Source organism: Citrobacter sp. A316, assembly GCF_002042945.1.
GTDB classification, from domain to species: domain Bacteria; phylum Pseudomonadota; class Gammaproteobacteria; order Enterobacterales; family Enterobacteriaceae; genus Citrobacter; species Citrobacter portucalensis.
In genome coordinates this window covers 228350-254636 of record NZ_MVFZ01000006.1, presented here as the reverse complement: position 1 = coordinate 254636, position 26287 = coordinate 228350, and the positions used below count along the sequence as shown (strand labels likewise).

The window sequence follows — 26287 nt, the reverse complement described above, 5'->3', positions numbered from 1 at the left end:
TAGGATCTTTTCCAACAGGAGAGATCCATTGGTTAAGTAGATCACTGTCTTAAGGGCGCAATTAAAAAAACGCCCGTATCAGCAAACCAGTACAAGGTGCTCAGGCGCTGAGAAACAAAAAGGGTTCTTCCTGGAAGAGTGATTTTTCAGGGGAGCTGAATCAGAAGGGAGGCTGGCAGCCTTTGGGGAGGCCACCAGCCATGTGAGGGGGAATCCATGAAAACCACATCACAGAATTATTATCTCATCACCACGGGGGCCGCACAATGCAGCTGATGATCACACCGAATTTTGCACAGGAACGAGCACTTAACCAGCTGCGCCGTAACTGGAAGGATACAGAAACCTTCATGGTGTACTCGCCGACGGGCAGCGGTAAAACAGGACTGGCCGCCTTCATCGTTGCCGGGTTCGTCAGTCGTGGTATGCGAGTAATGTTTTGCGCGCCTTACCAGATCCTCATTACCCAAACTGCAAACCGTTTTGTGGAGTATGGGTTGCCGAGTGATGAAATCGGCTATGTCTGGGCGGATCACCCAAACTACGATCCTTCCCTCAAAATACAAATTGCCAGCGCTGATACGCTTATTCGTCGCGTGTTCCCTGACAATATCGATCTGCTGATTATCGACGAAGCGCACCTGCGAAAAAAACGCATCCTGCAGGATATCGAACGCCTGCGCGAAAAAGGCGTGAAAGTGATCGGCCTGTCGGGGACACCGTTTTCTCCGTTCCTGGGCAAATACTATGACCGACTGATTAAGCCAACCACCATCGGCGAGCTGATTCAGCGCGGCGACCTGAGTAAATACGAATTTTACGCGCCCACAAAGCCGGATCTGAAAGGGGTTAAAACCTCTCCGTCCCTGCAGTACGGTACCGACTACAACGAGGCGCAACTGGCGGAGATCATGTGCGGTTCAACGCTGGTGGGCGATATCGTCCAAAACTGGCTGGAGAATGGCCGTGACCTGCCGACAATCGCGTTCTGCGTCAACGTAGACCACGCTAATTTTCTGACTATTCAGTTTAACCAGGCAGGCGTAAATGCAGAGGTTATGACTGCAGATACGCCTGCGGATGAACGCCAAACCATCATTCACCGCTTCGAAACTGGCGCCACAAAAATCATCGTCAGTATAGGGGTGCTAGTTGCCGGGTTCGACAGCGATGTTCGCTGCATTATCTACGCCAGGCCAACTAAGAGCGAAATTCGCTGGCTGCAGGCGCTAGGGCGTGGCTTGCGCACCGCACCGGGTAAAGAGTCCTGCCTCATCTTCGATCACAGCGGTACCGTGCACCGCCTGGGCTATCCGGACTCTATCGAATACGACGATCTTCCGGGTAAATCAGACGGGATGGAGGAGGGTGCGCGCCGCGCAGCTGAGGAACGAGCAGAGAAGCTGCCTCACGAATGCTCACAATGCCACTTCATGAAGCCTGCTGGCGTCTATGTCTGCCCTAAATGTGGCCACAAGCCGCTGTCCGGTGAGGACATTGATACCGACACCGAGCGCAAACTCAGAAAACTGCGTAGCGAGCCGCGCCAGCCAACGAAGGCAGAAAAACAGGACTGGTGGAGTCAGATCAAATTCTATCAGCGCCAGCGCGTATCGCTGGGGAAAAAGCCTGTCAGCGATGCCTGGTGTTCTCACACCTTCCGCGAACGGTTTGGCGAATGGCCTAACGGCCTGAGCGATTACCCGATGGAAATCACACCAACAGTCTCGAACTTCATTATGCACAAGCGGATCGCCTTTGCTAAGCAACGTGAAAAAGAGCAGCGCCTGCAAAAGCAGGCAGAAGAGCAGCCGAACGCGGCAAGAGTTCAGCAGGCGCTTAACCACGTCAGTGAGATCAGACAGCAGTTAGGAAAACGAGCATGAAAACGGTAGAAGCAGCAAAAGGCCAGTGGGCTATGATTTTTGAGCATTACGGACTGCCGCCAATCACCGGTAAAAACCACTTTAAAGGGAAATGCCCGCTGTGTGATTCGGTTGGCAAATTTCGCATCGATGACCGCGACGGCGCAGGAACATGGATCTGCACCTGCGGCTGCGGTACGGGAATGGACTTGGTTACCAAAACCCAGGGGAAACCATTCAACGAGGTTTGCCGCGAAATCGATGCTCTGATCGGCAATACGTTCAGACGTGACAAAGTTCCCGAGGCTAGCGACGCTTCCAAACTTCGGAGAAAGGTGCTCAATAATTTCTCAAAAATGTCACCTCTGCGCGGTACATGCGCCGCTGAATACCTTAACTCACGCGGTATTTATCAACTTCCGGCTGAGGCCGTGCGGCTTAACCCCAAGCAACGGCATAACGGACGGGTGTACCAGTCTATTTATTCACTGGCAACAGACGATAAAGGGGAGCTGTGTTACCTCCATCAGACATTATTGGATGGCGCAAAAAAGGCTGACATCGGGGCCAGCGCCAAGCGGCAGAAATCGCTGCAGGAAGATAACTATCTTGATCACGCTCGTTCGGTTGCTGTCCGTATGTTCCCGGTCGCCAGCACACTTGGCATTGCTGAAGGGATCGAAACTGCGTTGTCTGCTTACCAGATTTACAAAGTGAATACCTGGGCGACCATGACCGCCAATTTTATGAAGAAATTCCGGGTCCCGGCAGGCGTTAAGCATCTGATTATTTTTGCTGACCGTGACGAGAACAGCGCTACGGGTTTGGCTGCTGCCTACGAATGCGCTCACGCAAATCTGGTGGCTAAAAATGACCTGCAGCGCGTGAGCGTGTACTGGCCGGATCACGATGATTTCAACAATATGCTCATGAATGGCGATCAGGTTCGTGAGCTGGTTTTCTATAAAAAACAGCAGGTGGCCGCATGAAACTGGAAGCATCACTCAAATATTTTAGCCCTCAGGGAATGCACATCACCGACGACGTGAAAGGAACATCTCCGGACCGCCTTACAGGAACAGATGTAATGGCGGCGATTGGTACCACCAGCAGCCGTGCGCGCTTCGGTCTGGCTGCTTTCTTCGGAAAGGCCGGTATCAGCAAAGCGGATGAACAGCTCGCAGTTCAGGCACTGGCGCGATATGCGATGGACGCCGCACCAAAGAATGTTCGCAAAGCAGCTGGTGGACAGTTCGGATGGTGCATGCAAATATTGGCACAATTTGCCTTTGCTGAATATTCCCGTTCGGCGGCGACCAGTGTGATATGTCACTGTTGCCGCGGTAGCGGAAGAACAACCCGCGAACAGGTCACTCGTAAGGTTTCGTACCCGTGGGGTAAAGCGCCGTACTGGGCCAGCCGATCCCGCGCTGTTCGTCCCTCAGACTGGGAGAAATGGACAGAGGTAACGGAGATTGTGCCAGCGGTCTGCGATGCCTGTGAAGGGAAGGGGGCGATAAGTGCCAGGTGTCGTTGCGGAGGTAAAGGTGAGGTACTCGACCGCATCGCAACAAAAGAACGTGGTGTGCCGGTGTTTAAAACCTGCGAACGCTGCAGCGGAAATGGATTCCCTGCGGTACCGTCTACGGCTGCTCACAAAGCGATTCTCAGACGTCTGCCGGATCTGCATGTAAGAACATGGACCCGTAACTGGAAACCGTTCATGGAATCGCTGGTGGACATCTGCCACAGGCAAGAGCATAAAGCTGATTCAACTTTTCAGGATATAACCAGTTTGTGTGACAATGTGTGTGATATCTAGCATTTTCGCGACGCAGGACTTGATTTTGTCCGAAGTTGTCGTGTATGCTTCTAATCATGTGAAGTTGTATCTGAAGCATTTTAGTCACGGAAGCCCTGCCAGAGGTGGTGGCGCTTCTGTTTTCTGAAAATTCGAAAGCCGTCTGAATTCCTGTATTGCAAAGATTCATTTTAACCAGAGGTAACGAAGACGGGCGTGGTGTTTTATTGGGTACCAACTTCCTGTTCTGGTGGGTGACAAAAACAGGAAGGAACAGAGCGTAGTTTTACGTTATCTACAGCAAAAATCTGTACGGCGTAATTTTCTTGAATCACCCGGTTTTTCGACACAAGAATTTACCTTTAACAACTCCATCAAAGAAACGACTTTTAGATTGTACTGTTAGAAAAGAGTTATAGACGCTTTCTGGAACACCGACATATTGGAAAGTTGAAGAATTTACAAACCCTATCTCCAGAATTTTTTCCAATGGATAGTAACCAATAAATTTAATTTTTGATGATGTCATTTCTTGTCGTTGCATTTTGTCTCCTTCGAAACTCTTAATTTCCTTACTCTGATAATACACAGTTATGAAACGAAAGGGGCATAGTATTTGTAAATACTGCCATTGTATTTGAGTTAACTGGTCAGGTGATATGATTCTCTTTGTTGCGACTAATTCACCAGGACAAGAAAAAACAGAGTAAAAAAACTTTTCTGGAATTTAACTATGATAACTTAAGTTTATTTATAGGTACATGATAAGATTGAAGTATTCGTTTTGTTGCCTATACAGATAATGACTATCGGGTTACTGTCGCGGACCAAAAATACTGATTCTGTTGCCATAGTAACCATTTCTCAGATTTAGCGAACATTTTTTAATGAAAAATATCTTGCTATTGTTTGTGACTTGTGTGATTAATGAGTGGTTGGTTTGGTACACAGACCCATTAAAGCGGTTTAGTAAAGCAGTTCTCATCTCAAGCGTTATCACTGATAATCCTTCCTTTTGAGCCTTCTTATCGTTACTAATTAGATTGTGTGCGAAAACCTTTTCGCCGTAAGGCTACATAGAATTTAAGGAATTATCAGTGTCTAATAAAATGACTGGTTTAGTAAAATGGTTTAATGAGTCTAAAGGTTTTGGCTTTATTACTCCTGATAATGGTAGCAAAGATGTGTTTGTTCACTTCTCTGCCATTCAAAGTGGTGGTTTTAAAACGCTGAATGAAGGTCAAAAAGTTGAGTTCAGTATTACTGCAGGTGCAAAAGGGCCTTCAGCCGAAAACGTTGTTGCTGCCTGATTTTTTCTGAACTTAAACTAATATGCGATAACGAAGACGGTTTAGACCTGAGTAGACATATTGACAGAAGTAATGGAAGTATTGTTGGATCAGTAGAGTTAAAATGTTACTGATCCGGCATTAAAGGTAACGGTAAGCATATTTCATCTCAATCTCGAATGAGAAAGTATGCTGACCATTGTCGTTGAGTGTAGGTTCACTGCACGAAAAGTATAACGGTAGAGACTGACTGCTTGCTTTACACGATAAAGTACGCAAGGGGATGGTTTTCCCAGATATCACCATAATTACTATTCATTTAATAGGAAAATACTAAACCCGTAGCCAGCGGGTTTTTTATTATCTGTAGCTTAATTAATCTTAAAATACAGATGAAGTGATTCTGTGCGAGAAACAGTATCTCAAACAGATTCAGGCTGCTTCTTTTTGATTCGTCTGGAATACTTTATTGCAATGAGGACAGATTAAAAGGGAACCTTTTTGTACTCTTGAAAAACTGTGTTCAGATTGCTGGGTACAGTTTGGGCAGGTGCATTTGACAAGATAGTTACGGCGTGATTTAGAATCTTTACGTTCTGACATAGGCTTTTCCTTGATGGATGGACTTCAACTTTACCTTAATTTGCCCAGAAAATCTTATTTTTATGAAAAGATGTGGGCTGATAAAAAATATCGGTGACTGAATTGATATAGCCATTAGTAAGATAACGAGTATAGATTGATTGTGATGAGGCACCGAGAAGACAGTGTTTGCGGGAATAGCACTAAGAAAACAGTTTCGCAAAGAACCTGCTGATGAGAACTCTCCTCTCAGGAACAATGTTGTTTTTGAACTGGTTATTTGAACGGATTTTTTACTCTCCCCTCCTGTTCGTCCCAGCCGACTTTGTTTTGCATGAAAGGTAAGCAGGTCGGATTTTGTGCAAACGACATAAATTTATGTTCAAAAAGAGAACCAGATAACAACTCCTGCCAAGGTGATCACTATAGCGGTGAGGCAAACGTTTTTAAATCTCTCTCTTTTAACTGCCTTCACAAACGGGTTTACGGTTTGGCAATGTGGGCACATCAGGGCATGTAAGGTAATCAATTTCCCGCAAAAGGGGCAGGGTTTAGTAATCATTGGTACAAAGTGAATTAAAGGTATATATCCAGATTTTACCACACTTATCGAGTTGTTTTAATGAACACTCTGATATTTCAGACATTTTCACTAGTTGCAGACTTACGCGAAACATCCGCTACGTGCTTTGTTGATAAATCCAGCCCGTGAAGCCTGATCCTTTCATCACACACAACGCCATCTGAAGAAATCGGAGGTAGGGCTATGACCAGAATGAGCACCATGGACAGCAAACATTGAGTTGTGGCTTCTGGCAACGCTGCATTATCTGTTCCGCTCTATACTATCTGCTGAGTATCGCGGAGGAATGTATGAAAGAAGGGTATTACTGGATTCAGCATGTCGGTGTTGTACAGGTAGCGTACTACACGAATGACACTGTTGATGATCTGGAATCGGGTAAAACAATCACAGGTGTCTGGCATCTGACAAGGGGTGATGACATTTGCCATAACGGTGAAGCAGAGGTGTTAGAAGGTCCTCTCTCTCCGCCAATGTAAACAACTTAACTCACTTCGAGGCTGCCAACTGGCAGCCTTTTTCATTTCAGGCTCACGGGTATCACTCACTACGTGCTTTGTTGATAAATCCAGCCCGTGAAGCCTGACCCTTTAATTACACACAACGCCATCCGAAAAATCGGAGGTAGGGCTATGACCAGAATGAGCACCATTTACAGCAGACTTTCATATGGAACAGGAACCACGCTGACCGGCTGCGGTGTATCAGCGAAGGCATATGCCGAAACAGCTAAAACAGCAAAAGAGGTGTCCTGGATGTTGGCCGACAGAATTGCAGGGTTAAGCCTGAGCGACTGGGCAATTATTGTCGGTATTGCATGCACTGTTATCACCTGTGCAGTGAACTGGTATTACAGGAAAAAGGAAAGGGAGGATCGGCTTAATGGCAATGCCACCAAAGCTGAAGAATAAACTGAGCGCAGCGGTCGTTGGTCTGATTCTTGCGGGGGCTTCCGCACCCGTTATTCTCGATCAGTTTCTGGATGAGAAAGAGGGTAATAGTCTGACGGCGTATCGCGACGGCGGAGGGCTCTGGACGATTTGCCGTGGCGCCACGATGGTTGATGGTAAGCCAGTAGTTCAGGACATGAGGCTTTCTGCTGAGAAATGTGCCCAGGTAAACGCCATAGAACGCGACAAGGCGCTGGCATGGGTTGAACGAAATATAAAAGTTCCGTTGAGTGAGCAGCAGAAGGCAGGTATCGCTTCTTTCTGCCCTTACAACATTGGTCCAGGCAAATGCTTCCCGTCAACGTTCTACCAGCGTATCAACGCCGGAGATACAAAAGGGGCATGTGAGGCGATCCGCTGGTGGATTAAAGACGGTGGCCGCGATTGTCGTCTGACCAAAGGCCAGAAGAATGGTTGCTATGGACAGGTTGAACGACGAGACCAGGAAAGTGCACTGGCGTGCTGGGGGATAGACCAGTGAGCCTGCGCTATCAGTTTATTGCCATTTCTCTGCTGGTGGCCATCGCATTCATCGCGGGTAGTGTATGGAGCAGCCGCGGCTGGGAAAAAAAGTGGGCGGAACGTGACAGCGCGGAATCATCGCGAACAGCGAACGCGCAGACCGCCGCCCGCATGATTGAGCAAGGGCGCATAATTGCCCGTGATGAGGCTGTAAAAGATGCACAAGCACAAGCCGCTAAATCTGCTGCCACTGCTGCTGGCCTGTCTGCCACTGTTAACCAGCTGCGTACCGAAGCAACAAAGCTTGCCACCCGCCTGGACGCCGCAAAGCACACCGCAGATCTTGCCACTGCCGTCAGAAGCAAAACAGCCGGAGCCGACGCCGCAGTGCTCGCCGACATGCTCGGACGCCTTGCAGAAGAAGCTCGATATTATGCTGAGCGATCTGACGAAAGCTACCGGGCAGGAATGACGTGTGAGCGCATTTACGACTCAGTGAGGCAGTCAAACAACAACAGGGTTAGAAGATGAACGCAGAAAACCTAAGTGAAGCGTATTACCTCAATAACGATATAAAAGAACTACAACTTCAGAAAAGCATACTGGAAAGTGGTGCCGGACTTGGTGTGACAATCCAGTCTACCTATCAGGATAACGCCTTTCTTGATGCCATACGCCCGCATGCAGTGGCTGAACTTGATCGCCGTATTGTGGAGAAGAAAAAAAACCTCTCCACTCTGGGTGTTACATTCTCTTAAATGAGAACAACAATAAAAGGTTATGTCTGCTTTGCCACATTCTGAGAGTATGAGTTTTATTTGGTAGTCAATCAGTTACTTTATTGGTTTGCTTTCCGATGGAAGATAGATGTTTCCACAGAAGGGGCAAATTAACGTTATATTGTTTTTTATTCTCGACAGACTGTGCTTTGACTGGCGGGAGCAATGAGGACAAGTACTTTTCACATGGCGTAAAGTACGCATCTTGATATCTTTGAGTATCGACATGTTGATTGTCCTGGTGGGCGGTTAACAACCATACACCACATGTTGGCTAATAGCTTCTTTTATAACCGTTACGATGTAGTCGTTAGCCATAATCAATCAAGCCTCGCAATAGCGGGGCTTTTTAACAACTGAGGAATGAGCATTACAGTAGTTCTTACAGCTAAGCAGATTGAAGACCTGGCTGCCTTCGCAAAAGAAGATGGCCAGCTACAATACACCATCACTACCGGAACAATCCCTGAGTTCGAAGCGGATGATGGCGAGGTTATCCCTGAGTACACCGGGCTGATTGCCTATTCCAAGTCGCTAGAGCATAGCGTTCTACAGCTCGATAACTAACGAATCAACAAAACTTTCCATCCGCCATGACACCACAATGCTCGTAGACATGCCAGGAAGCCTGACAGAAGAAGCTCGATACCATGCTGAACGCGCTGATGAAAACTACCGGGCAGGAATGACATGTGAGCGGATTTATGAGTCCGTAAAAATACTAACAATGAACCGTAGAGGAAAAATAATAGCTCTATAAATTAAGATGTTGACGGTTTTCGTGGATAAAATTGTGAATTTTTACTATGAAGGAAATACGACTCTTCCTTGAGTCAAAATCCCTGACAACTTAGGGTGATAGATAAAGGTCTTACGCAGCATGACATAATTTTCGATTTAAGCTATTTAAATTAATTTTTATGATCAAAACCCACTGAGATTTACTTACAAAACTAAACCTTGCTATGTTTGGTTAATCATGCGTTAATGAATGTCTGGTTTGTAACGAATTTATCTGAAGCAGTCGCTGTAATAATTTTATTCCTTGTTCCTGTTGAGATTTCCTTGTTAGCTTTTCTCTCTGATAATTTTTTTCGGACCATTCTGCCCAAGGGCTTACTCAATAAAGGTAATGTTTATGTCTAATAAAATGACTGGTTTAGTTAAATGGTTTAATCCTGAAAAAGGTTTTGGTTTTATCACTCCAAAAGATGGTAGTAAAGATGTGTTTGTTCACTTCTCTGCTATCCAGAGTAATGATTTCAAGACGCTGAATGAGAATCAGGAAGTTGAATTTAGTGTTGAACAGGGACCTAAAGGCCCCACGGCAGTTAATGTCGTGGCTGTATAAGGTAACTGTTATTACTAATAATATTCACTTCAGATGTCCGTGTTGCCACGGATCTCAGTACCGAACGTCAAACTTTGATGTTACTGAAAAAAATCCTTTCGGAGCAAAATGTATTTTTTGCAAATCAACAATGATTACATTTGATAATATTGCACTGTACATTCGTTCTGGTCAGTCTTCGTTAGAATTCAGAAAATAAATTTCAGGCTCCTTATGGAGCCTTTTTTGTATGCTGAACCGACAATCTCTGTAAGAGACATCACGGTAAAATTATGAAAAAAGTCATCGTTTTTTTTAATGCAGAACCTGCAGTTGTTGTAACCGTAATGAAAGGTATTACTACGATAATGCGTGAGTTTCCCAATGGGGAAAAAGCACACCTACCCGTGATGTCAGCGGGATTTCCATCTCTGACAGGAGACCATAAAATAGTTTATGTAGCCTCTGATCGTGATGTCAGTTCAGAAGAGATCCTCGAGGCAGCATCGAAGCTTTTGAAATGAGATCTGGTTGTTTCGTGACCGACCCGGATTTTAGTACAGTGGTTTGTGTGGTCGCGAGCTCTTTTGTATGAAGATTGTACTGCAAACTATTGATAATTGAGTCTTTCTATTCTATCTTTTAAACATATCAGCGCTTATACAAGTGCTCTACGGGGAATGTAACATGCTTGGCGTTGATACGTTAGAGATCAAGAGAGGTAAACAATGAACGTCGAAGATTTAAAAAGAAAAACTGAAGCGGATATTTCTGAATTCATCACAAAAAAAATTATTGAACTCAAAAAAAAGACAGGAAAAGAAGTTTCCGATATCCAGTTTAATGCTCGTGAAAAAATGACTGGGCTTGAAAGCTATGATATTAAAATCACATTAATCTAATTGTTATAAGATTCAGTTCGAGTGAAAAAGCATTATCTTGAAAGGTAATGCTTTTTTATTTCTGTCATAAAATTTAGAACGTTGTCAAAGCCTTCACTTCTAACCACAGATTTTCTGCTTACCTTTTAACGGGTCCTCCTTGACGATTCTGACCATCGAGGGGCAGCAGCGGCGCGGGATTTGGAGCATTTTTGATTCTTCACGCAACCATTTCAGCATTTGATGCTGATGACGGAACACTATCCCCGAATACACTGGGTTTGTTGCATTCTCTGATTCAAAAGAACACGGTGTGCTTCAACTTGGCTGAGCAGGCATTACAGCAGACATTCACTGAGTGCCTGCTGTAATGTTAAACATTAAAATTTGTATTTATTTCTTATCGTTACAATCAGGGATCATCCTCAAAAGAGTGTTATCTTTCTGGACGTAGTGATGGAATAACGCTGCACCAGCATGCGCTGCGATTAAAAAATATCCGATGTTTGCCAGTGTTTCGTGAGTATCTTTGATAAGTGATTTTGTTTCCCCGTCAGGAGTAACGAACGATGCAACGTTAAAACCTAATAAACTCCAGTCCTTTCCACCGTAAGCCATAATTGCAATACCTAATAATGGTAGAGCCAAAAAAGAAATGTACAGCAGGATATGCATTATTTTAGCAGCCATCATCTGCCAGGCTGGTGGGGGGGGAGTGATAGCTGGATCATGATACTTATGTTTAATAATTAATCGTATTATCATTAAAAACCAGACAAACACCCCAACATTGTAATGTGTTTCTTTCATGAGAAGGTAGGTGTTACTGCCTTTGGGAAACCAGCCACGAAGCTCCATAGCTGCATAGGTTATCGCTATTAATATCAGGGTTAGCCAGTGTAAGCGAATCTGAAGTTTTGAGAATTTGACCATTATTCTTGCCTCAAACGGTGTATTACATCGACCATAAATCATGAAGCTTAACAAATCCTTATTTTTGTTGAGAGATTAAGAGTTTGTTATTCCAGCGATCTCACTTGAATGTTTTGATAATAATTCTCATTTTTATTTCTTTCTGATAATCCTTGATGTTACGGGGCAAGAACCGCGCAGATTCTCGCTATTTATGAGAACTTTCAATAAACTACTGGTTCATTTTTACTTTCCGCCTATTACACAATTTGTATCCAACAAACAGGACTATGCCGATGCCAGCACGTGCTAAACGCCCATGCCGACACAAAGGGTGTGCGGCAATCACCAACGATGTCAGCGGATATTGTGACCAACACCGAAAGCAGCATGCTGGTGACGGCTGGCGGAATTATCAGTCAGGAAAGAGCAGACAAGAACGTGGATATGGGCGGCTCTGGGAAATTAAACGAGCGCGTATCCTTCAGCGTGATAAATACCTGTGTCAGAACCATCGCCGGCAGAAGATAGCGAAGAAAGCGGAAAGCGTTGACCACATCATTCCAAAAGCTCATGGCGGTACTGATGACGATTCCAATCTTGAGTCGTTGTGCTGGGAATGCCACAGAGCGAAGACAGCAAGAGAACGTATCCGATGATAATATTCACTGCTGTAATGCATAAGAACAGTTTCTACATTCATGCAGATACCCGGAAGGAATTTTGGGTGTTTTTAAGTAAAACACTGGGATGGGGCAAATTTGAGTTAATTCGCCCCTCTGACGAGTTTAGCCCTACTGGAGGGTTGTTTGAATTAGTCGAAGTGCGTTCGGCAGATTCAGAACCCCCTGAGTCAGTAACTGTAGGGTCAAATGTTTTATGGCGTCTCCCGGAAGCTCTCGGAGTTTTGAAATCAATCCCTTCTTCTGATCTTCAGATATATTTGCGACACGGATTATATCCTCAAGGGCAACAATCGTGTCATTGTGTAACCGAACGGTTTGAACCTTAAGGATCGCACTTAAGCCGCCATCATCAAGAAGAAAATCAATTCCTTTCTCTGTAATGTTGCAGTACGGGGCGTTGAAAATAAAATCAACGCCAGCCATGGTTTCGCTGCGTACGAAGGGTGTAGAAACAAGACCATGCATTTCAAGGTATAGCATGCACGCCACAAAGTGATCATAGTTATCAAACTTCTCAATGAGGTCTCGCTCCTGTGCCTTGTTTAAAGAGTTAGGAGCACAATCTATAAGAGCGTTGAGGATCTCAAGTTGTAAGGCTCTATCATATTTTCTGGTTTTATCCATTTCTTAGACTCCATCGTTTATTTATTGAGATTAACTGAAGACACTATGCTGAACATCCTGATGGATGACCAGTATCTGCTTTTGCATGCTTTCTTGCTGTCATCTTCAAGGGGGAGGGGGGATCAAATCCCTGACCCCTTTCGCGCTTCAGGACTGCCGCCTGAAGGCCATTTTTGCACGTCATAAATAAGGATCTTTTTTCCGGTAGGTTTTACCTATTAAAAGAGGAGTTATGGCTGGTGGAATTCGATCGTCTGGAGGGGGGAGAAAACCCATCTTACCCGCCGGGCAAAAAAGTAAATTAACCCGAATTGCACCTCCTGCAGAGTTAATGGGGGAGGCTGCTATCAGAATGTGGAAGACCCAAAGCAAAATCCTGATCGAAAGAGGCGTATTTGAACTTGAAGATGCCCCCTTACTTTTAGCCTACTGCAATGCCTTCCATCTCATGCTTGAAGCTGAAAAATTACTGGCTTCAGGACTGACAACTGAAAGTGAAATGGGAGGATTAAAAAAACACCCTGCAGTTAACGTCCGAAATGATTCAGTTTCCCAGATTGCCCGTCTGGGCTCACTTCTGGGGTTAGATCCGCTCAGCCGTATCAGAATGACCAGTGGCAGAAATGCTCCTGACGATGACGGGAATGAATTTGATGAGTTTGACTGATGGCTACATATCCGAACGTCAATGCAGCGAACCAGTATGCAAGAGATGTTGTTGGCGGGAAGATCCTAGCTTGTCAGTTAACTGTGCTTGCCTGTCAACGACACCTTGATGATTTGGAACGTGCGAAGGATCCTGCCTGGCCTTACCGGTTTGATAAAAACAAGGCCGAGCGATTTTTGCGCTTTGCTCAGAAGATGCCTCATACGGCCGGTGAATGGGCCAGGAAGAAACTACGCATAGAATTTGAGCCCTGGCAAAAGTTTGCTCTTGGTGTGCCATTTGGTTGGGTTAATAAGAAGTCCGGATTCCGCCGTTTTTCTGAAATATATATTGAGGTTCCCAGGAAAAATGGGAAGTCCGCAATTGCAGCTGCCGTTGGTAATTATATGTTTTGCGCTGATGGGGAACATGGTGCAGAAGTGTACTGTGGCGCCACTACAGAAAAACAGGCCTGGAAAGTCTTCTCTCCCGCTCTACAAATGGTAAAAAAACTCCCTGCATTGCGACAAAAATACTCAGTCAAACCCTGGGCGAAGAAAATGACCCGTCCGGATGGCTCTGTTTTTGCGCCAGTCATCGGCGATCCTGGTGACGGCGATTCCCCTTCATGTGCAATTATTGATGAATATCACGAGCACCAAACAGATGCTCTTTATACGACTATGACAACAGGAATGGGGGCAAGGGAACAACCTATCACTCTGATCATTACAACTGCGGGTTATGACATTACTTCTCCGTGTTATGAGAAACGTGCGCAGGTGGTGGAAATTCTGCGCCGGAATCGGGTGGGGGAAGAAAATGAAACGATTTTCGGTATTATTTACGGTCTTGATGATGATGACGACTGGACAAAACCTGAAGCATTAATCAAAGCAAATCCAAACTTTGGCATTTCCGTAAAAGAACACTTCCTGCGCGCAAAACAATTGCTTGGAATATCTAACCCCAGCCAGACGAACAAAATTCTTACCAAGCATTTTAACCGATGGGTAAGTGCCAAGACGGTTTTCTATGATCTGCAAAAATGGATGGCTGCAGCGGACAATAGTCTCAAGTTGTCTGATTTCGCCGATGAAGATTGCTGGTTGGGGATAGACCTTGCGTCCAAGGTTGACCTGAATGCGGTCGTACCAGTATTCAGACGGGAAGTGGATGGTATTACGCATTTCTACTGTGTCAGTCCGATGTTCTGGGTGCCTGAAGATACGGTTTACTCACCAGATCCCACATTGAAAACCACTTCTGACCGCTATCAGTCATTTGTTAAACAAGAGGTTCTGATACCGACAGAAGGTGCGGAAGTGGACTATCGGCTTATTTTTGAGTCAATCCTTCAATTACGTCAGCGTGTAAAAATCGTTCAGTGTCCTATTGATCCTTACGGTGCAACATCATTACGACACATGCTTGAAGAGGAGGGGCTGGAGCCAGTTGAGATCAGGCAAAACTTCACCAACATGAGTGACCCAATGCGTGAAATCGAGGCCGCGCTTGCATCAGGACGTTTTCATCATGACGGCAACCCTATCATGAACTGGTGCATCCAGAATGTTATTGGGCGTTATTTGCCTGGAAGCGATGATATTGTCCGCCCCGGCAAGGAGGGGAAGCAAAATAAAATTGATGGTGCTGTAGGATTACTTATGGGGATCGGACGGGCCATGCTGAACAGTACAGTAAGTAAATCGGCTTATGATGAGGAAGATATTACATGTTAATCACAGTCCTGAGTTTTATTATCGGCCTCGTTGGTGTCGGCTTATTGTCGACCGGCGCCTGGCTTATTTCTCCCTCCGTCGGATTTATTACCGGCGGCTTAATTTGCCTGATGTGGTCGTTTTTAATTGCGAGATCCATATCTATAAGATTTCACAAACCAGGGGGTGAGTAATGTTTATCCCCCAGATGTTTCGGGGTAAATCGCGATCAGGAAGTGGATTCTGGGAAACCATGCTGGGAGGAGTGAGTTCGAGTCAGAGTAAGGCTGGGATAATCATAACTCCTGAAACTGCGATGGCATTATCAGCTGTTCGGGCATGTGTAACTCTTCTGGCTGAATCTGTAGCGCAACTGCCGTGTGAGCTTTACAGACGAGGTGCTAACGGAGCCCGTAAGCGAGCTACTGACCACCCCGTTTATGATCTTGTACATTCCCAGCCTAATAAAAAGGACACCTCTTTCGAGTATTTTGAGCAACAACAGGGCTTGTTAGGGCTGGAGGGCAATTGTTACTCGATTATCGACAGGGACGGGAAAGGTTTCCCGAGGGAATTAATCCCGGTTAATCCCAAAAAAGTCATCGTCCTGAAAGGGCCAGACGGGATGCCCTATTATGAACTCCCCGAAATTGGCGAAACGTTGCCAATGCGCATGATGCATCATGTGAAAGTATTTTCGCTCGACGGTTATATCGGCAGTTCTCCAATCCAGACAAATGCGGATGTACTTGGGTTAAACCTGGCTGTGGAAGAACATGCTGCTCAGGTTTTTCGTCGAGGTACGACGATGAGTGGTGTTATTGAGCGTCCAAAAGAAGCCGCGACAATAAAAAACCAGGATGCAATAGACAGACTGCTGGCAAAATGGACGGATCGTTATTCTGGTGTCAGGAATGCTTTCTCTGTTGCACTCCTCCAGGAGGGGATGAGTTATAAACAGTTATCTCAGGATAACGAGAAAGCTCAATTATTGCAGTCCCGACAATGGGGCGTGGAAGAAGTGTGCCGGCTCTATAAAATCCCGCCTCATATGGTGCAGATGCTGGAGAAAGCCACGAATAACAACATTGAGCACCAGGGGCTGCAGTTTGTGATGTACACGCTGTTGGCCTGGCTGAAGCGTCATGAAGGCGCATTAATGCGCGATCTGCTTTTACCCAGCGAGCGCGGTGATCTGTACATTGAATTCAATGTTTCTGGCGTGCTGCGCGGGGATCAGAAGTCACGCTATGAATCTTATGCATTAGGCCGCCAGTGGGGCTGGTTATCGGTTAACGACATTCGCCGCATGGAGAACCTTCCACCCATCGCCGGAGGGGATAAATACCTGACGCCTCTGAATATGGTCGACAGTAAACAAATCTTACCTGGCGATAACACGCCAACAGCAAAACAACTGGCAGAAATCAACTCTATTCTGTCCAGAAACTGAATATCACCCGCAGTGCGGGCTGACCTGGTAAACATCATGACAAAAAATTTAATTAATCTGCCGCATCTGGCGGCTATGGTCTTTGGTGTTCCACATTACGTGACACGACAGACAATGGATTCTGTAAAAGCTGTGCTGGTTCCCCGTATTCAGGGATTATCAGAAGAGGCTGGAATTCACATGACGCAGGATCCTGATAACAATCAGGCGCCAGATTTGGTTCAACCAGCTGGTGGAATGGCAGTTATTCCTGTCCACGGCATTCTGGTTCCGCGTCGCGGGCAAATTACTGCAATGTGTTCTGAACTTACCAGCTATGAGCGCATACGTAGCCAGGTGCATGCTGCATTAAATGACCCTTCCATCAGTGAAATTGTGCTGGATATAAATTCTGGTGGTGGTGCGGCGGTTGGATGCAAGGAACTGGCCGATTATATTTTCCAGTCACGTCAAACTAAGCCTATTACTGCAATTGTGAACTACAGCGCCTATTCTGCGGCTTACTTTATCGCTTCGGCCTGCAGCAAAATTGTAGTCAGCCAGACCAGTGGAGTCGGCTCGATTGGAGTGATCATGGAACACCTGGATACTTCCAGGATGGAAGAGCAAATGGGGTTAACATTCACCACGATTTTTCGGGGAGATAACAAAAATAACGGTACACAACATGAGCCGCTGAGTGAAGACGCTCGGGGAATGTTCCAGAGGATGATTGACGATATGTACGAGACGTTCATTACCTCTGTAGCGGAATACCGGAATCTTGCCCCTCTGACGGTGATTAACACGCAGGCCGGAATCTATTTCGGCGCTGATGCCATTTCTGCTGGTCTTGCCGATGAAGTTTCGGATCCTCAGTCCGCAATTAATGCCATTGCGGCAAAGTACAAACAACCTCAACAAACCACTTCCATAAAGTTGCAGGCAGCCGCGATGGACCTGCAAACAAGAATGTGACCCGGCGCTAACGCGTCATTACCAGAAAGCAGCCAACAGGCTGCTTTTTTTATGCCAAAAAGAGAGAAAAAACATGGATCATATTGAAGAATTGCGTCGTGAACGTGCGGGTATTAATCAGAAGGTTCAGGTACTGGCGGCAGTAGAAACTGGTGGCGGTACGCTGACAGCGGAGCAGTTAACCGAATTTGCCAGCCTGCAGCAGCAGTTCACGGATATCAGCGCCAAGATTGAGCGTCTGGAAGCGGCTGAACGTGCTGCAGCGCTTGTCGCCAAACCGGTTAAAGCCACACAGCAGGCTCCTGGTATCAGCATTAAGGCAGAGCCAAAGCAATATACCGGCGCAGGCATGACTCGTCTGGTGATGTCGATTGCGGCAGCACAGGGTAACGTCCAGGACGCTGCAAAATTTGCAGCTGAAGAACTGAATGACCAGTCTGTCTCGATGGCCATCAACACTGCCGCCGCGTCAGGTGGCGTTCTTATTCCGCAAAACCTGCACAGCGAGGTGATCGAACTGCTGCGCGATCGCACTATCGTTCGTAAGCTGGGCGCGCGCTCCATTCCGCTGCCGAACGGCAATATGGCGCTGCCGCGTCTGGCCGGTGGTGCGACGGCGAGCTACACCGGGGAAGGCAAGGATGCGAAAACATCAGAAGCGCGCTTCGATGATGTGAAACTCACTGCGAAAACCATGATTGCAATGGTGCCTATCTCCAACCAGCTGATTGGTCGTGCTGGCTACAACGTGGAGCAGCTGGTCCTGCAGGATATTCTGACCGCGATTTCTGTTCGTGAAGATAAAGCCTTTATGCGCGATGACGGTACTGGTGATACGCCTGTCGGTATGAAAGCGCGGGCAACTGAGTGGAACCGCCTGCTGCCGTGGGAAGCTGCTGCAGAGGCTAATCTGCAGACGATTGATACCTATCTCGACAGCATCATCCTGATGGCTATGGACGGCAACAGCAACATGATCAGCTGCGGCTGGGGTATGTCGAACCGTACCTACATGAAACTGTTCGGTCTGCGCGACGGTAACGGTAACAAGGTCTACCCGGAAATGGCCCAGGGGATCCTGAAGGGATTTCAGATTCAGCGTACCAGCGCTATCCCGGCAAACCTCGGTGACGCAGGCAAAGAGTCGGAAATTTACTTCGCTGACTTTAATGATGTGGTTATCGGTGAAGACGGCAACATGAAGGTGTCGTTCTCGCAGGAAGCCTCCTACCAGGACGGGGATGGCAATCTGGTTTCCGCGTTCTCCCGTAACCAGTCGTTGATCCGCGTGGTGACGGAGCACGATATCGGCTTCCGTCATCCGGAAGGTCTTGTTCTCGGGACAAAAGTGCTGTTTTAACCGGTCCTGCACGCTGTGCGACCACGGTCGCACAGCGTAAAAGCACGTAATCCCCCAGGCCCGCAGCAGCGGGTTTTTTCTTTTCAGGAGCAAAACGATGACGACGAAAGCGGCAAAAGCAGCGGCAGCGGCGGCTGCAGCCGGTGATGTGAAAAAGCCGGATGAACTGACGCCGGAAAATACAGTGGACGGGGATGGCGGTCAGAATACTGCAGCGGGTTCAGGTGATACAGGTGTTGATCTGACCGGAAGTGAAACAAACGGGGCCACGGGCCTGACGGGAGCAGAAGTGGCGCGGAAAGCGGTTTTTTTCCTGGGACCCTATCATCGTTATTCACGCGGTGATACGGCCTGTTTTGATGCTGAGTACGCAGAGAAACTGGTTGAACGCCATATTGCGGTATGGCCAGAAGATGCGGAAAAGGCGCTGAGTCCCCGCAAGGGAGCCGATGACCATGATACTGACATTGGATGATGTGAAAACCCAGCTCCGTCTGGAGCCGGATTTCACGGAGCATGACGACATGCTCACTAAAATGGTGGCGGCAGCGCAGAAGAGTATTGAGCGTGACTACTACTGCAAACTGGTGGGAAGCGATGACGAACTGCAGGCGCTGCCGGAAGGTGTACGCGGTTTTGTGGCGGATGAAGATATCCAGCTGGCCATGCAGTATCTGGTCGGGGATGCGTATCTGAATGGTTTCACCGGTCAGTGGCTGGAGACGGCTGCGGTCCGGCACCTTCTTTTCCCGTTGCAGGAGAACACCGTATGAGCCTGAAGCCGGAAGAGATGACCTGCCGTCTTTCGATTGGTTATATGCAATCCGGCCGGGGGCCGCTGGGTGAACATCTGCCGGAACAACTGGTCGCGACCGGGAAAGCCTGGGCGAAGCGCGAACTGGTGTCGGGCAGAAAGGTCCGCACACTGGATCAACAGCAGGTTGTTGAAACGTGTCTTTTTACCACTCATCCGAACCTGAATATTGATATCGACTGGAAAATAACAACGTCTGACCGGATTTATACCGTTCGTAACGTCGAACGTCTTGCGGACCGCATCATCATCACAGGGGAGGCAGACGCACGTCATGATCGAGCTGGCATTAAAGACAGCACTTGAACGCCTGACCGGGCTGGATGTTTACCCTCTGCTCCTGCCTGATGAACTGCAGGAGGGGATTACTTACCAGTGTATTTCCGATCCGGAGCTGTACGCCGGACTGTTGCGCACAGGCCTGATTGCGGGGCGCTTCCAGATAGCGATTCATCTGCTTAATGACTACACCCGTCTGTTACAGCTGGATAAGAAAATCAGCGCGGAATGGACCGCTATCGTGCATGGCCAGCTGGAGGGCTTTCCCGTACAGAATGTGGTCCGGGGGGGAATACAGCAGAGTAAATTGGTACTGACCAGCGGCAATATTCAGTACCGGCTCGTCCGGGATTTTACCTTTCACTACCGGGAAGCTTCACCATGATCACTATGGACGTAAAAGGGTTGGACGAGCTGGAGCGGCAGCTTACCGCGCTCGGTGAAAAGGTCGGCATGAAGGTGTTACGTGATGCAGGGCGTGAGGCGCTGAAAGTGGTTGAAGAAGACATGAAACAACATGCCGGCTTCGACGATGCGTCCTCTGCAGAGCATATGCGTGATTCCATCAAAATTCGTTCATCCACCCGGAAAGGTCGCGGAAATACGGTGGTCATCCTTCGGGTTGGCCCCAGCAAAAAGCATTACATGAAAGCGCTGGCCCAGGAGTTCGGTACGGTGAAACAGGTTGCCGATCCGTTCATCCGTCCGGCGCTGGATTACAACGTCCGGCAGGTTCTGCGCATTCTGACCGTAGAAATCCGCAATGGCATTCAGAACAGGTAGCAACCGCTGCCCACTATTTAAGAGAGAATCATTATGGCTGATGAAAATAACACGCCAAAATCATCCCCTGAGTACGCAATGCTTCCTGCCGGGACGGTGGTGAAGTTTGGGGAGGTAGGAGCCGCTGTAGCGGCGTTGAAACCGCTGATTAACTGCAAGGCGCTGGGCGCGACAGGTCAGACGGGAGGATTTGTCGACTGTACCACCCTGCTGGACAAGAGTAAGCAGTCGGTGTCAGACCTGCCGGAAGGGCCGGAGAAATCGCTGGGCTTCATTGACGACCCGGAAAACGAAGATTTCACCGCGTTCCTCAATGCTGCAGAACAGCGTAAGACCGTTCAGTTTTATGTTGAGTTGCCGAACAAACGAACGGCTTCAATGATCCTTGCGCTTTCAGGCTGGCAGATGAACGAAATCACAGCGCCTGCCAGTGAAGTTATCCAGATTACGGTGCAGGGTAAGCAAAACAACATTAAATGGGGAATAGCCGCCCCGGCGCCAGATGCCGGAGCGTAATCCGTTTCCCGTTATACACCGCCTCTGGGCGGTTTTTTTCGTCTGAAAACAGGATACACCATGTCTGAATTTAGCCTATCCGAACTGAAAAAAGCCCTGCTCAGCGCAAAAACCTCTCCAATTAAAACCGAAATCTTCGGTACAAAGGTTTACCTTCGCCGACTGACGGCGGCTGAGCTTATTGATCATGAAGATGCGCTCATTGAGGCGCAGACCTCTGGCAATGCCCGCATGGCGTCTGAGCTGAGTGTACAGATTGTTATCGACAGCCTGGTTCAGCCTGACGGCTCCCCGATTAAAGCCAAAGACAAACCCACGGCGAAGGAGCTGCTGGCGGCACACGATAACGTTGCGCTTCTGGATGCCATCGACAAAGTGAAAAAGCACGGCATTGGTAAGCTGGAAACCGCCGAAAAAAACTGAGTGACTCGCCCTGGCTGGAGCTGATTTTCTGGCTGGCCGACCGCTGGGGCGAGCCTGACCCGTCAAGAATTGCGGCGCTTCCGGCTGACACGCTGTTCCACTGGCGTGCTTTCTTCCTCAAACAGGGCATTTTCAAAAAGCCTTCTCCAGAAGGTTCTGACAATAACCCGCCCCCTGTTAAATCCCCCGCGACTGCGAACCAGAGTCTGGATTCGCAGTGTGCGGCAGTCATGAAGGTATTAATGTAATGGGTGACGTTGCCTCTCTTGCCGTTGGGCTGCATCTGAATGCAGCGAACTTTAAATCGCAGCTGATGAGCGCCTACGGCAGCGCTGAGAGTCAGTCACGCCAGTTTAACCGCAATGCCCAGGCTGATGCGAAAAAGACGGAGGATGCCTGTAAGCGTGTTTCCGCTTCGGTATCGGGGCTGGCTGGCAGGCTGGCAGGTTTTGCCGGGGCGGGTTTATCACTGGGTACCATTATCAGCACCACGCGGCAGTACAGCCAGTCGTTGTCGGATTTGCATGCCATCACCGGTGCCACCAGTGCGCAGATGAAACTGTACGATCAGGCGGCACAGGAAATGGGCCGCACAACGGAATACAGCGCATCACAGGCCGCTGAGGCGATTAAGCTGATGGCTTCGGCAAAGCCTGAACTGCTGAGCACCTCTGCGGGGCTGACGGCGGCGACCAAAAGCGCGTTAACGCTGGCCCAGGCCGCTGGGACCACGCTTCCGGATGCCACCCGAACGCTGGCCCTGTCATTAAACCAGTTTGGGGCGGGAGCCAGTGAAGCCGACCGGTATATCAACGTGCTGGCTGCTGGCGCGAAATTTGGCTCGTCGGAGATAGCCGATACTGCTGCCGCGATTAAAAATGGCGGGGTGGCAGCGGCACAGGCTGGCGTGGGTTTTGAAACCCTCAATGCCGCCATACAGGTACTGGCGGAGCGCGAAGTGAAAGGCGGCGAAGCCGGGACCGCACTGCGCAACGTGATCCTGAATCTGGAGAAAGGAACGGATAAGACCCTGAAGCCTTCTGTTGTCGGGCTGAGCCAGGCGCTGGGGAATCTGGCGGGAAAAAACCTGTCAACAAAACAGGCCGTAAAGCTGTTCGGGGTGGAAAACCTCAGCGCAGCATCCATCCTGGTGCAGAACCGCGAGAAGGTGGAGTCGCTGACCGCCGCCCTGACCGGTACGCAGACCGCGCATGAGCAGGCCGAAATCAGGGTAAATAACCTGAACGGCGATCTTCTCAGCCTGACTTCGGCTTTTGAAGGTCTGATTATTAAGGTAGGACAGAGCGGAAACGGCCCGCTGCGCAGTGGTGTTCAGACCGTTACCGATGCCATTAATGGCCTGACGGATAATTTCAATACAGTAGCCAACGTTGCGCTGTATACGCTGATTCCTGTTCTGGCGACAAAACTGACGGCAGGTATCAGGGGGAACATCGGTGCCTGGGTTGAGCAGCAGCAGGCAGTCAGGGCCAGCGCGATGGCGCAGGCCGATATGGCGCGAAAAACGCTGGAAAGTACCGCTGCCACGCTGGCGCAGAATAACGCAGAATTCGGGCGTTATCGGGAAATGGAGAAAAGCGCCAGGCAATTTGGCCTTAACGTGAGTTACCAGAGCGAGTTTAACCGCTTAATTCGCCAGGAAACCGAGCAGACACTGCTCTCCACCCAGGCAAAGAACCAGCTGAATGCAGCCAATAAACAGCTTTCCGTTTCAGCCCGCGCAGTCTCTGCTGCAGTAGGTATGGCCAGAGGGGCGCTGGCACTGGTGGGCGGCCCTGTGGGTGCAGCGATGCTCGCTGGTTCGGCGCTGCTCTATTTCCATAATCAGGCGAAGAACGCCCGCCAGTCGGCGATTGACCTGAAAAATGCTGTTGTTGAAACGAATGAAGAACTCAAAAAACTGTCGCTTAACCAGCTCAACGTGAAGCAGTTGGACATTGATGAACAGTTTGAGAATCAGGTTATTCAGCGAAATAAACTGATTAAAGAAATTCAGGATGCGGAAAGCCGTATTGATGGATTGAGTGGCTTCGATCCGTTCGGACAACTTAAAGGCGTACAGAACGATAAAACCCGCTACAAAGGGGATCTGGATGCCGTTGAACAGGGGTTAAAACTCCTCAAAGAACGGCAAAAAATTGTCAAAGAGGCCATAGAACAAGCTAAATCAGGGAAACTCGATCCCACACCGAAGCCGGATAAACCAGGGAATGAAACAGGGAGCGATAAACCTGATACCCCCTGGACCGGGGAAGGCGGGGATACTGGAAAGGGGCAAAAGTCGAAGGTTAACCAGTATGAGCAACTGCGGCGTGAAATCGAAGCGGCGCATGCCTCCAGTCTCGGACGTATCAACCTGCAGGAGCAAGAAAGCGCCAGAAAACTTCTTGAAGCCGCCCGCGCTGACGGAGCCAGCGAGGCTGATATTCAGAAGACTTTGCTGCTGAATGCTGAAAACTATCAGAAACAGCGCCTCGAACTGGCAGAACAGTATGCGCCAGCCAGAGCAACTCTTACGAAAGAGCGTGAAGCGAGCCAGGAGCTGAAGTCGCTCCTGAATGCCCGTCTTCTGGATGAAAAGGAATACCAGACGGCCAGAATCACGCTGGCACAAAGTACGGCCCGCGAACTGTTACAGGCACAGGCAGCGGCAATGTCTGCCCCTCTGATTGATATCGCCGGGATGGTTGATCCGCTGGCAGAACTGCGCAATCAACTGGCCGAGCATCAGTCACTGCTGCAGGCGTTTTACCAGAACGATGCGATCAACAAAGAGCAGTACGAACTGTTGAAGCAAAAGGCGGATAAAGATTCCGCTGATGCGCAGTACCAGACGGCGGTGGAGCTTTATAAGTCGCAGGGAAACCTGAACAGCCTCGCCATTGGCCTGATGGAAACCACCCAGGAGCGAACCTCCAACATGCTGACCGGCATGCTGAATGGTACACAGACACTCCGGGACGGGATGATTGGGTTATTTTCCTCCCTGACACAGTCGGTGATTAAAAACCTTGTCGATATGGCAGCGCAGGCGCTGATTACCAACACCATCCTGAAATCCATTATGGGCATTGGCGGCAGTCTTTTTGGCGGCGCAGCCACCGCGAGCACCGGCACGGCCATCAGCAGTTTTGGCAGCAGTTTTAGTTTTAATGCGAAGGGCGGTGTTTATGACTCACCTTCATTAAGTGCCTACAGCAACGGCATCTATGACAGCCCGACCCTGTTTGCTTTTGCAAAGGGGGCTGGCGTGTTTGGTGAAGCTGGCCCGGAAGCCATTATGCCTCTGGCGAAAACGACTGACGGTACGCTGGGTGTCAGGGCGCTGAGTGACCCGGGTTCCTCTGGTGGTGGTATGAATGGGGGGATTGTTTATTCACCTGTGTATCACATTGCCATTCAGAATGACGGGCAAAACGGGCAGATAGGGCCGCAGGCATCGCAGATGCTGGTCAAAATGATTGATACGCGTGTCATGAGTATCCTGAGAACTCAGGGACGTGATGGCGGCATGCTGGCGGGAGGATAAGTGAAAACCTTTCATTGGGCACCCAGGGAGGGGATGCAGTCGTCTGTTTCCCCTTCGGTGACAACCATTAAATTTGGGGATGGTTATGAGCAACGTCGCCCGACCGGACTCAACCATCAGTTAATTAACTTCCAGCCTGTTTTCCGTATCACGTCGGACAATTCCCGCACCGCACTTGAAGCGTTTCTGGCGGAGCACGGGGGATATAAAGCCTTTCTGTGGCGACCACCAAAATACAACCGCACGATTAAAGTTGTCTGCCGGGAGTGGTCTGTTACGGACAACGTCACGTATTCCGATTTCAGCTGTAAATTTGAGCAGGTCATTGCTTAAGGGTCCTTATGCAAGATATTCCTCAGAGCACCCTCAACGAAACCACGAAAACCGAACAGTCGGCCCGCATTGATTTGTGGGAAATCGACCTGACGGCCTTTGGTGGCCAGCGTTACTATTTTTCAAATGAAGCGAACGAGAAAGGCGAGCCGGTCACCTGGCAGGGGCGGAAGTATGACGTTTACCCGATACAGGGAACCGGGTTCGACCTGGTAGGGAAAGGGACTACCGCCCGCCCGACGCTGGCGGTGTCGAACCTGTTTGGCATGGTTACGGGACTTGCGGCAGATATGCAGAGCCTCGTCGGGGCCACGGTGGTAAGGCATGTTGTGTACGCCCGTTTTCTCGATGCGGTGAACTTTACAGGCGGCAACCCGGAGGCCGATCCGGAACAGGAAGTAGTCAGCCGCTGGGTGATTGAACAACTGTCAGAGCTGAAAGCCACCACGGCGACCTTCGTACTGGCCACACCGACCGAAACGGACGGCAGCGTGTTTCCGGCGCGGATCATGCTGGCTGATGTCTGCAACTGGACCTACCGTTCTGAGGAGTGTGGGTATGCCGGGCCGCCTGTGGCGGATGAATTTGACAAACCCACGGCAGACCCGGCAAAAGATGTCTGCAGCAAATGCCGTACCGGCTGCGAGCTGCGTGATAACCTGCCGCGCATCGGCTGCTTCCTCTCGATTAACCGTCTTTCCTGATGGA

Annotated in this window: 35 protein-coding genes and 1 pseudogene; 31 read left to right on the top strand and 5 right to left on the bottom strand. The window is 48.7% G+C overall.

The features are described 5' to 3' along the window. Positions 1 to 266 precede the first annotated feature (266 nt). Genes BZK41_RS10145 through BZK41_RS10135 form a run of 3 tightly spaced genes read left to right on the top strand, consistent with a single transcriptional unit; the run spans position 267 to position 3687 of the window. A complete protein-coding gene (locus BZK41_RS10145) occupies positions 267 to 1886 on the top strand; it encodes a DEAD/DEAH box helicase (RefSeq protein WP_079938073.1) in 1620 nt (539 codons plus the stop codon). Further along, entirely contained in the window at positions 1883 to 2854 is a 972-nt protein-coding gene (locus BZK41_RS10140) for a toprim domain-containing protein (protein WP_079938072.1), read from the top strand. The genes BZK41_RS10145 and BZK41_RS10140 overlap by 4 nt, the downstream gene beginning before the upstream one ends. Continuing rightward, positions 2851 to 3687 carry an antitermination protein gene (locus tag BZK41_RS10135; RefSeq protein ID WP_079938071.1) on the top strand — a complete coding sequence of 279 codons (837 nt, stop codon included), beginning with the start codon at positions 2851 to 2853 and terminating at the stop codon, positions 3685 to 3687. Before BZK41_RS10140 ends, BZK41_RS10135 begins: the two co-directional genes overlap by 4 nt. 310 nt (positions 3688 to 3997) lie before the next feature. On the opposite strand, the gene BZK41_RS10130 is transcribed toward BZK41_RS10135, so the two are convergent. Beyond that, positions 3998 to 4210: a KTSC domain-containing protein gene (locus BZK41_RS10130; RefSeq protein ID WP_079938070.1), complete on the bottom strand. Its 213-nt coding sequence runs from the start codon at positions 4208 to 4210 to the stop codon at positions 3998 to 4000. 553 nt (positions 4211 to 4763) lie between these two features. Between BZK41_RS10130 and BZK41_RS10125 the strand changes: the two genes are divergently transcribed. Next, positions 4764 to 4976 (top strand): cold-shock protein, encoded by a 213-nt coding sequence (locus BZK41_RS10125; RefSeq protein ID WP_005127641.1) that lies wholly within the window; start codon positions 4764 to 4766, stop codon positions 4974 to 4976. A gap of 411 nt (positions 4977 to 5387) precedes the next feature. Here the strand turns inward: BZK41_RS10125 and BZK41_RS27395 are convergent, their stop codons facing one another. Further along, a complete protein-coding gene (locus BZK41_RS27395) occupies positions 5388 to 5558 on the bottom strand; it encodes a YnfU family zinc-binding protein (RefSeq protein ID WP_162835200.1) in 171 nt (56 codons plus the stop codon). An 852-nt stretch (positions 5559 to 6410) separates the two neighbouring features. Here BZK41_RS27395 and BZK41_RS10115 point away from each other — a divergent pair. The 5 genes from BZK41_RS10115 to BZK41_RS10095 all read left to right on the top strand — a co-directional run bounded on the left by BZK41_RS10115 (position 6411) and on the right by BZK41_RS10095 (position 8290). Then, positions 6411 to 6599, top strand: a complete 189-nt coding sequence (locus BZK41_RS10115; protein WP_003841950.1) for a hypothetical protein — start codon at positions 6411 to 6413, stop codon at positions 6597 to 6599. Positions 6600 to 6752: 153 nt separating this feature from the next. Continuing rightward, entirely contained in the window at positions 6753 to 7031 is a 279-nt protein-coding gene (locus tag BZK41_RS10110) for a phage holin (RefSeq protein ID WP_003841952.1), read from the top strand. Then, positions 7003 to 7551, top strand: a complete 549-nt coding sequence (locus BZK41_RS10105) for a lysozyme (protein ID WP_079938068.1) — start codon at positions 7003 to 7005, stop codon at positions 7549 to 7551. Before BZK41_RS10110 ends, BZK41_RS10105 begins: the two co-directional genes overlap by 29 nt. Then, positions 7548 to 8063, top strand: coding sequence for a DUF2514 domain-containing protein (locus tag BZK41_RS10100; RefSeq protein ID WP_044700581.1), 516 nt, complete (start codon positions 7548 to 7550; stop codon positions 8061 to 8063). The genes BZK41_RS10105 and BZK41_RS10100 overlap by 4 nt, the downstream gene beginning before the upstream one ends. Further along, complete coding sequence (locus tag BZK41_RS10095) at positions 8060 to 8290, top strand: hypothetical protein (RefSeq protein WP_000990801.1); 231 nt, start codon at positions 8060 to 8062, stop codon at positions 8288 to 8290. The genes BZK41_RS10100 and BZK41_RS10095 overlap by 4 nt, the downstream gene beginning before the upstream one ends. Positions 8291 to 8365: 75 nt before the next feature. On the opposite strand, the gene BZK41_RS27390 is transcribed toward BZK41_RS10095, so the two are convergent. Beyond that, complete coding sequence (locus BZK41_RS27390) at positions 8366 to 8539, bottom strand: YnfU family zinc-binding protein (RefSeq protein WP_213083834.1); 174 nt, start codon at positions 8537 to 8539, stop codon at positions 8366 to 8368. 141 nt (positions 8540 to 8680) lie between these two features. Between BZK41_RS27390 and BZK41_RS10090 the strand changes: the two genes are divergently transcribed. From BZK41_RS10090 to BZK41_RS10065, 6 genes and pseudogenes are all read left to right on the top strand, one after another. After that, complete coding sequence (locus BZK41_RS10090; protein ID WP_079938083.1) at positions 8681 to 8878, top strand: hypothetical protein; 198 nt, start codon at positions 8681 to 8683, stop codon at positions 8876 to 8878. A gap of 37 nt (positions 8879 to 8915) precedes the next feature. Further along, a pseudogene (locus BZK41_RS10085) lies at positions 8916 to 9071 on the top strand (DUF2514 family protein); the annotation flags it as partial. Positions 9072 to 9449: 378 nt separating this feature from the next. Next, the gene (cspG, locus tag BZK41_RS10080) at positions 9450 to 9662 is read left to right on the top strand and encodes a cold shock protein CspG (protein WP_000066494.1); all 213 of its coding nucleotides are present in this window, start codon (positions 9450 to 9452) and stop codon (positions 9660 to 9662) included. A gap of 10 nt (positions 9663 to 9672) precedes the next feature. Continuing rightward, positions 9673 to 9861, top strand: coding sequence for a hypothetical protein (locus BZK41_RS10075; RefSeq protein ID WP_057069020.1), 189 nt, complete (start codon positions 9673 to 9675; stop codon positions 9859 to 9861). Positions 9862 to 9934: 73 nt separating this feature from the next. Next, complete coding sequence (locus tag BZK41_RS10070; RefSeq protein WP_000756041.1) at positions 9935 to 10165, top strand: hypothetical protein; 231 nt, start codon at positions 9935 to 9937, stop codon at positions 10163 to 10165. A 204-nt stretch (positions 10166 to 10369) separates the two neighbouring features. After that, complete coding sequence (locus BZK41_RS10065; protein ID WP_001100119.1) at positions 10370 to 10543, top strand: addiction module toxin, GnsA/GnsB family; 174 nt, start codon at positions 10370 to 10372, stop codon at positions 10541 to 10543. A 372-nt stretch (positions 10544 to 10915) separates the two neighbouring features. Here the strand turns inward: BZK41_RS10065 and BZK41_RS10060 are convergent, their stop codons facing one another. Beyond that, complete coding sequence (locus BZK41_RS10060; RefSeq protein WP_044700576.1) at positions 10916 to 11455, bottom strand: cytochrome b; 540 nt, start codon at positions 11453 to 11455, stop codon at positions 10916 to 10918. A 275-nt stretch (positions 11456 to 11730) separates the two neighbouring features. On the opposite strand from BZK41_RS10060, the gene BZK41_RS10055 reads away from it, so the two are divergent. Then, positions 11731 to 12093: an HNH endonuclease signature motif containing protein gene (locus BZK41_RS10055; RefSeq protein WP_079938066.1), complete on the top strand. Its 363-nt coding sequence runs from the start codon at positions 11731 to 11733 to the stop codon at positions 12091 to 12093. A 135-nt stretch (positions 12094 to 12228) separates the two neighbouring features. Here BZK41_RS10055 and BZK41_RS10050 read toward each other — a convergent pair whose 3' ends face one another. Continuing rightward, positions 12229 to 12744: a hypothetical protein gene (locus BZK41_RS10050; protein WP_061381138.1), complete on the bottom strand. Its 516-nt coding sequence runs from the start codon at positions 12742 to 12744 to the stop codon at positions 12229 to 12231. Positions 12745 to 12976: 232 nt separating this feature from the next. On the opposite strand from BZK41_RS10050, the gene BZK41_RS10045 reads away from it, so the two are divergent. From BZK41_RS10045 to BZK41_RS09965, 15 genes are all read left to right on the top strand, one after another. Continuing rightward, entirely contained in the window at positions 12977 to 13411 is a 435-nt protein-coding gene (locus tag BZK41_RS10045) for a phage terminase small subunit P27 family (RefSeq protein ID WP_042309017.1), read from the top strand. Then, positions 13411 to 15132 (top strand): terminase TerL endonuclease subunit, encoded by a 1722-nt coding sequence (locus BZK41_RS10040; RefSeq protein WP_079938065.1) that lies wholly within the window; start codon positions 13411 to 13413, stop codon positions 15130 to 15132. Before BZK41_RS10045 ends, BZK41_RS10040 begins: the two co-directional genes overlap by 1 nt. Before the next feature lie 172 nt (positions 15133 to 15304). Then, positions 15305 to 16564, top strand: coding sequence for a phage portal protein (locus BZK41_RS10030; RefSeq protein WP_079938063.1), 1260 nt, complete (start codon positions 15305 to 15307; stop codon positions 16562 to 16564). Positions 16565 to 16600: 36 nt separating this feature from the next. Next, a complete protein-coding gene (locus tag BZK41_RS10025) occupies positions 16601 to 17521 on the top strand; it encodes a S49 family peptidase (RefSeq protein ID WP_079938062.1) in 921 nt (306 codons plus the stop codon). Between the two features lie 73 nt (positions 17522 to 17594). Next, positions 17595 to 18881 carry a phage major capsid protein gene (locus BZK41_RS10020; RefSeq protein ID WP_079938061.1) on the top strand — a complete coding sequence of 429 codons (1287 nt, stop codon included), beginning with the start codon at positions 17595 to 17597 and terminating at the stop codon, positions 18879 to 18881. Between the two features lie 97 nt (positions 18882 to 18978). After that, positions 18979 to 19356 (top strand): hypothetical protein, encoded by a 378-nt coding sequence (locus BZK41_RS10015; RefSeq protein ID WP_044700565.1) that lies wholly within the window; start codon positions 18979 to 18981, stop codon positions 19354 to 19356. Beyond that, the gene (locus BZK41_RS10010; RefSeq protein WP_003832371.1) at positions 19337 to 19654 is read left to right on the top strand and encodes a head-tail connector protein; all 318 of its coding nucleotides are present in this window, start codon (positions 19337 to 19339) and stop codon (positions 19652 to 19654) included. The genes BZK41_RS10015 and BZK41_RS10010 overlap by 20 nt, the downstream gene beginning before the upstream one ends. Next, on the top strand, positions 19651 to 20001 hold the full coding sequence (locus BZK41_RS10005; RefSeq protein ID WP_079938060.1) for a phage head closure protein: 351 nt from the start codon (positions 19651 to 19653) through the stop codon (positions 19999 to 20001). The genes BZK41_RS10010 and BZK41_RS10005 overlap by 4 nt, the downstream gene beginning before the upstream one ends. Next, entirely contained in the window at positions 19970 to 20359 is a 390-nt protein-coding gene (locus tag BZK41_RS10000) for a hypothetical protein (RefSeq protein ID WP_048235596.1), read from the top strand. Before BZK41_RS10005 ends, BZK41_RS10000 begins: the two co-directional genes overlap by 32 nt. Continuing rightward, on the top strand, positions 20356 to 20757 hold the full coding sequence (locus tag BZK41_RS09995; protein WP_079938059.1) for an HK97-gp10 family putative phage morphogenesis protein: 402 nt from the start codon (positions 20356 to 20358) through the stop codon (positions 20755 to 20757). Before BZK41_RS10000 ends, BZK41_RS09995 begins: the two co-directional genes overlap by 4 nt. A gap of 33 nt (positions 20758 to 20790) precedes the next feature. After that, complete coding sequence (locus BZK41_RS09990; protein WP_044700555.1) at positions 20791 to 21273, top strand: major tail shaft subunit; 483 nt, start codon at positions 20791 to 20793, stop codon at positions 21271 to 21273. A 60-nt stretch (positions 21274 to 21333) separates the two neighbouring features. Next, positions 21334 to 21696: a phage tail protein gene (locus BZK41_RS09985; RefSeq protein ID WP_079938058.1), complete on the top strand. Its 363-nt coding sequence runs from the start codon at positions 21334 to 21336 to the stop codon at positions 21694 to 21696. Positions 21697 to 21943: 247 nt separating this feature from the next. Further along, the gene (locus BZK41_RS09975; RefSeq protein WP_079938081.1) at positions 21944 to 25246 is read left to right on the top strand and encodes a phage tail tape measure protein; all 3303 of its coding nucleotides are present in this window, start codon (positions 21944 to 21946) and stop codon (positions 25244 to 25246) included. Beyond that, positions 25247 to 25579 carry a phage tail protein gene (locus tag BZK41_RS09970; protein WP_032949490.1) on the top strand — a complete coding sequence of 111 codons (333 nt, stop codon included), beginning with the start codon at positions 25247 to 25249 and terminating at the stop codon, positions 25577 to 25579. An 8-nt stretch (positions 25580 to 25587) separates the two neighbouring features. Then, positions 25588 to 26283 carry a phage minor tail protein L gene (locus tag BZK41_RS09965; protein ID WP_079938057.1) on the top strand — a complete coding sequence of 232 codons (696 nt, stop codon included), beginning with the start codon at positions 25588 to 25590 and terminating at the stop codon, positions 26281 to 26283. Positions 26284 to 26287: the final 4 nt, after the last annotated feature.

Bases quoted from the DNA above. Each gene is read 5' to 3' on its own strand.
- BZK41_RS10140 (WP_079938072.1), top strand. From the start codon at position 1,883: ATGAAAACGGTAGAAGCAGCAAAAGGCCAGTGGGCTATGATTTTTGAG.
- BZK41_RS10135 (WP_079938071.1), top strand. From the start codon at position 2,851: ATGAAACTGGAAGCATCACTCAAATATTTTAGCCCTCAGGGAATGCAC.
- BZK41_RS10050 (WP_061381138.1), bottom strand. From the start codon at position 12,744: ATGGATAAAACCAGAAAATATGATAGAGCCTTACAACTTGAGATCCTC.
- BZK41_RS10115 (WP_003841950.1), top strand. From the start codon at position 6,411: ATGAAAGAAGGGTATTACTGGATTCAGCATGTCGGTGTTGTACAGGTA.
- BZK41_RS10105 (WP_079938068.1), top strand. From the start codon at position 7,003: ATGGCAATGCCACCAAAGCTGAAGAATAAACTGAGCGCAGCGGTCGTT.
- BZK41_RS10000 (WP_048235596.1), top strand. From the start codon at position 19,970: ATGATCGAGCTGGCATTAAAGACAGCACTTGAACGCCTGACCGGGCTG.
- BZK41_RS10065 (WP_001100119.1), top strand. From the start codon at position 10,370: ATGAACGTCGAAGATTTAAAAAGAAAAACTGAAGCGGATATTTCTGAA.
- cspG (WP_000066494.1), top strand. From the start codon at position 9,450: ATGTCTAATAAAATGACTGGTTTAGTTAAATGGTTTAATCCTGAAAAA.
- BZK41_RS10005 (WP_079938060.1), top strand. From the start codon at position 19,651: ATGAGCCTGAAGCCGGAAGAGATGACCTGCCGTCTTTCGATTGGTTAT.
- BZK41_RS10095 (WP_000990801.1), top strand. From the start codon at position 8,060: ATGAACGCAGAAAACCTAAGTGAAGCGTATTACCTCAATAACGATATA.
- BZK41_RS10060 (WP_044700576.1), bottom strand. From the start codon at position 11,455: ATGGTCAAATTCTCAAAACTTCAGATTCGCTTACACTGGCTAACCCTG.
- BZK41_RS10130 (WP_079938070.1), bottom strand. From the start codon at position 4,210: ATGCAACGACAAGAAATGACATCATCAAAAATTAAATTTATTGGTTAC.
- BZK41_RS10045 (WP_042309017.1), top strand. From the start codon at position 12,977: ATGGCTGGTGGAATTCGATCGTCTGGAGGGGGGAGAAAACCCATCTTA.
- BZK41_RS10070 (WP_000756041.1), top strand. From the start codon at position 9,935: ATGAAAAAAGTCATCGTTTTTTTTAATGCAGAACCTGCAGTTGTTGTA.
- BZK41_RS27390 (WP_213083834.1), bottom strand. From the start codon at position 8,539: ATGTCGATACTCAAAGATATCAAGATGCGTACTTTACGCCATGTGAAA.
- BZK41_RS27395 (WP_162835200.1), bottom strand. From the start codon at position 5,558: ATGTCAGAACGTAAAGATTCTAAATCACGCCGTAACTATCTTGTCAAA.
- BZK41_RS09975 (WP_079938081.1), top strand. From the start codon at position 21,944: ATGGGTGACGTTGCCTCTCTTGCCGTTGGGCTGCATCTGAATGCAGCG.
- BZK41_RS10015 (WP_044700565.1), top strand. From the start codon at position 18,979: ATGACGACGAAAGCGGCAAAAGCAGCGGCAGCGGCGGCTGCAGCCGGT.
- BZK41_RS10040 (WP_079938065.1), top strand. From the start codon at position 13,411: ATGGCTACATATCCGAACGTCAATGCAGCGAACCAGTATGCAAGAGAT.
- BZK41_RS09965 (WP_079938057.1), top strand. From the start codon at position 25,588: ATGCAAGATATTCCTCAGAGCACCCTCAACGAAACCACGAAAACCGAA.
- BZK41_RS10030 (WP_079938063.1), top strand. From the start codon at position 15,305: ATGTTTATCCCCCAGATGTTTCGGGGTAAATCGCGATCAGGAAGTGGA.
- BZK41_RS10145 (WP_079938073.1), top strand. From the start codon at position 267: ATGCAGCTGATGATCACACCGAATTTTGCACAGGAACGAGCACTTAAC.
- BZK41_RS10025 (WP_079938062.1), top strand. From the start codon at position 16,601: ATGACAAAAAATTTAATTAATCTGCCGCATCTGGCGGCTATGGTCTTT.
- BZK41_RS10055 (WP_079938066.1), top strand. From the start codon at position 11,731: ATGCCAGCACGTGCTAAACGCCCATGCCGACACAAAGGGTGTGCGGCA.
- BZK41_RS09985 (WP_079938058.1), top strand. From the start codon at position 21,334: ATGTCTGAATTTAGCCTATCCGAACTGAAAAAAGCCCTGCTCAGCGCA.
- BZK41_RS10010 (WP_003832371.1), top strand. From the start codon at position 19,337: ATGATACTGACATTGGATGATGTGAAAACCCAGCTCCGTCTGGAGCCG.
- BZK41_RS10110 (WP_003841952.1), top strand. From the start codon at position 6,753: ATGACCAGAATGAGCACCATTTACAGCAGACTTTCATATGGAACAGGA.
- BZK41_RS09995 (WP_079938059.1), top strand. From the start codon at position 20,356: ATGATCACTATGGACGTAAAAGGGTTGGACGAGCTGGAGCGGCAGCTT.
- BZK41_RS09990 (WP_044700555.1), top strand. From the start codon at position 20,791: ATGGCTGATGAAAATAACACGCCAAAATCATCCCCTGAGTACGCAATG.
- BZK41_RS10020 (WP_079938061.1), top strand. From the start codon at position 17,595: ATGGATCATATTGAAGAATTGCGTCGTGAACGTGCGGGTATTAATCAG.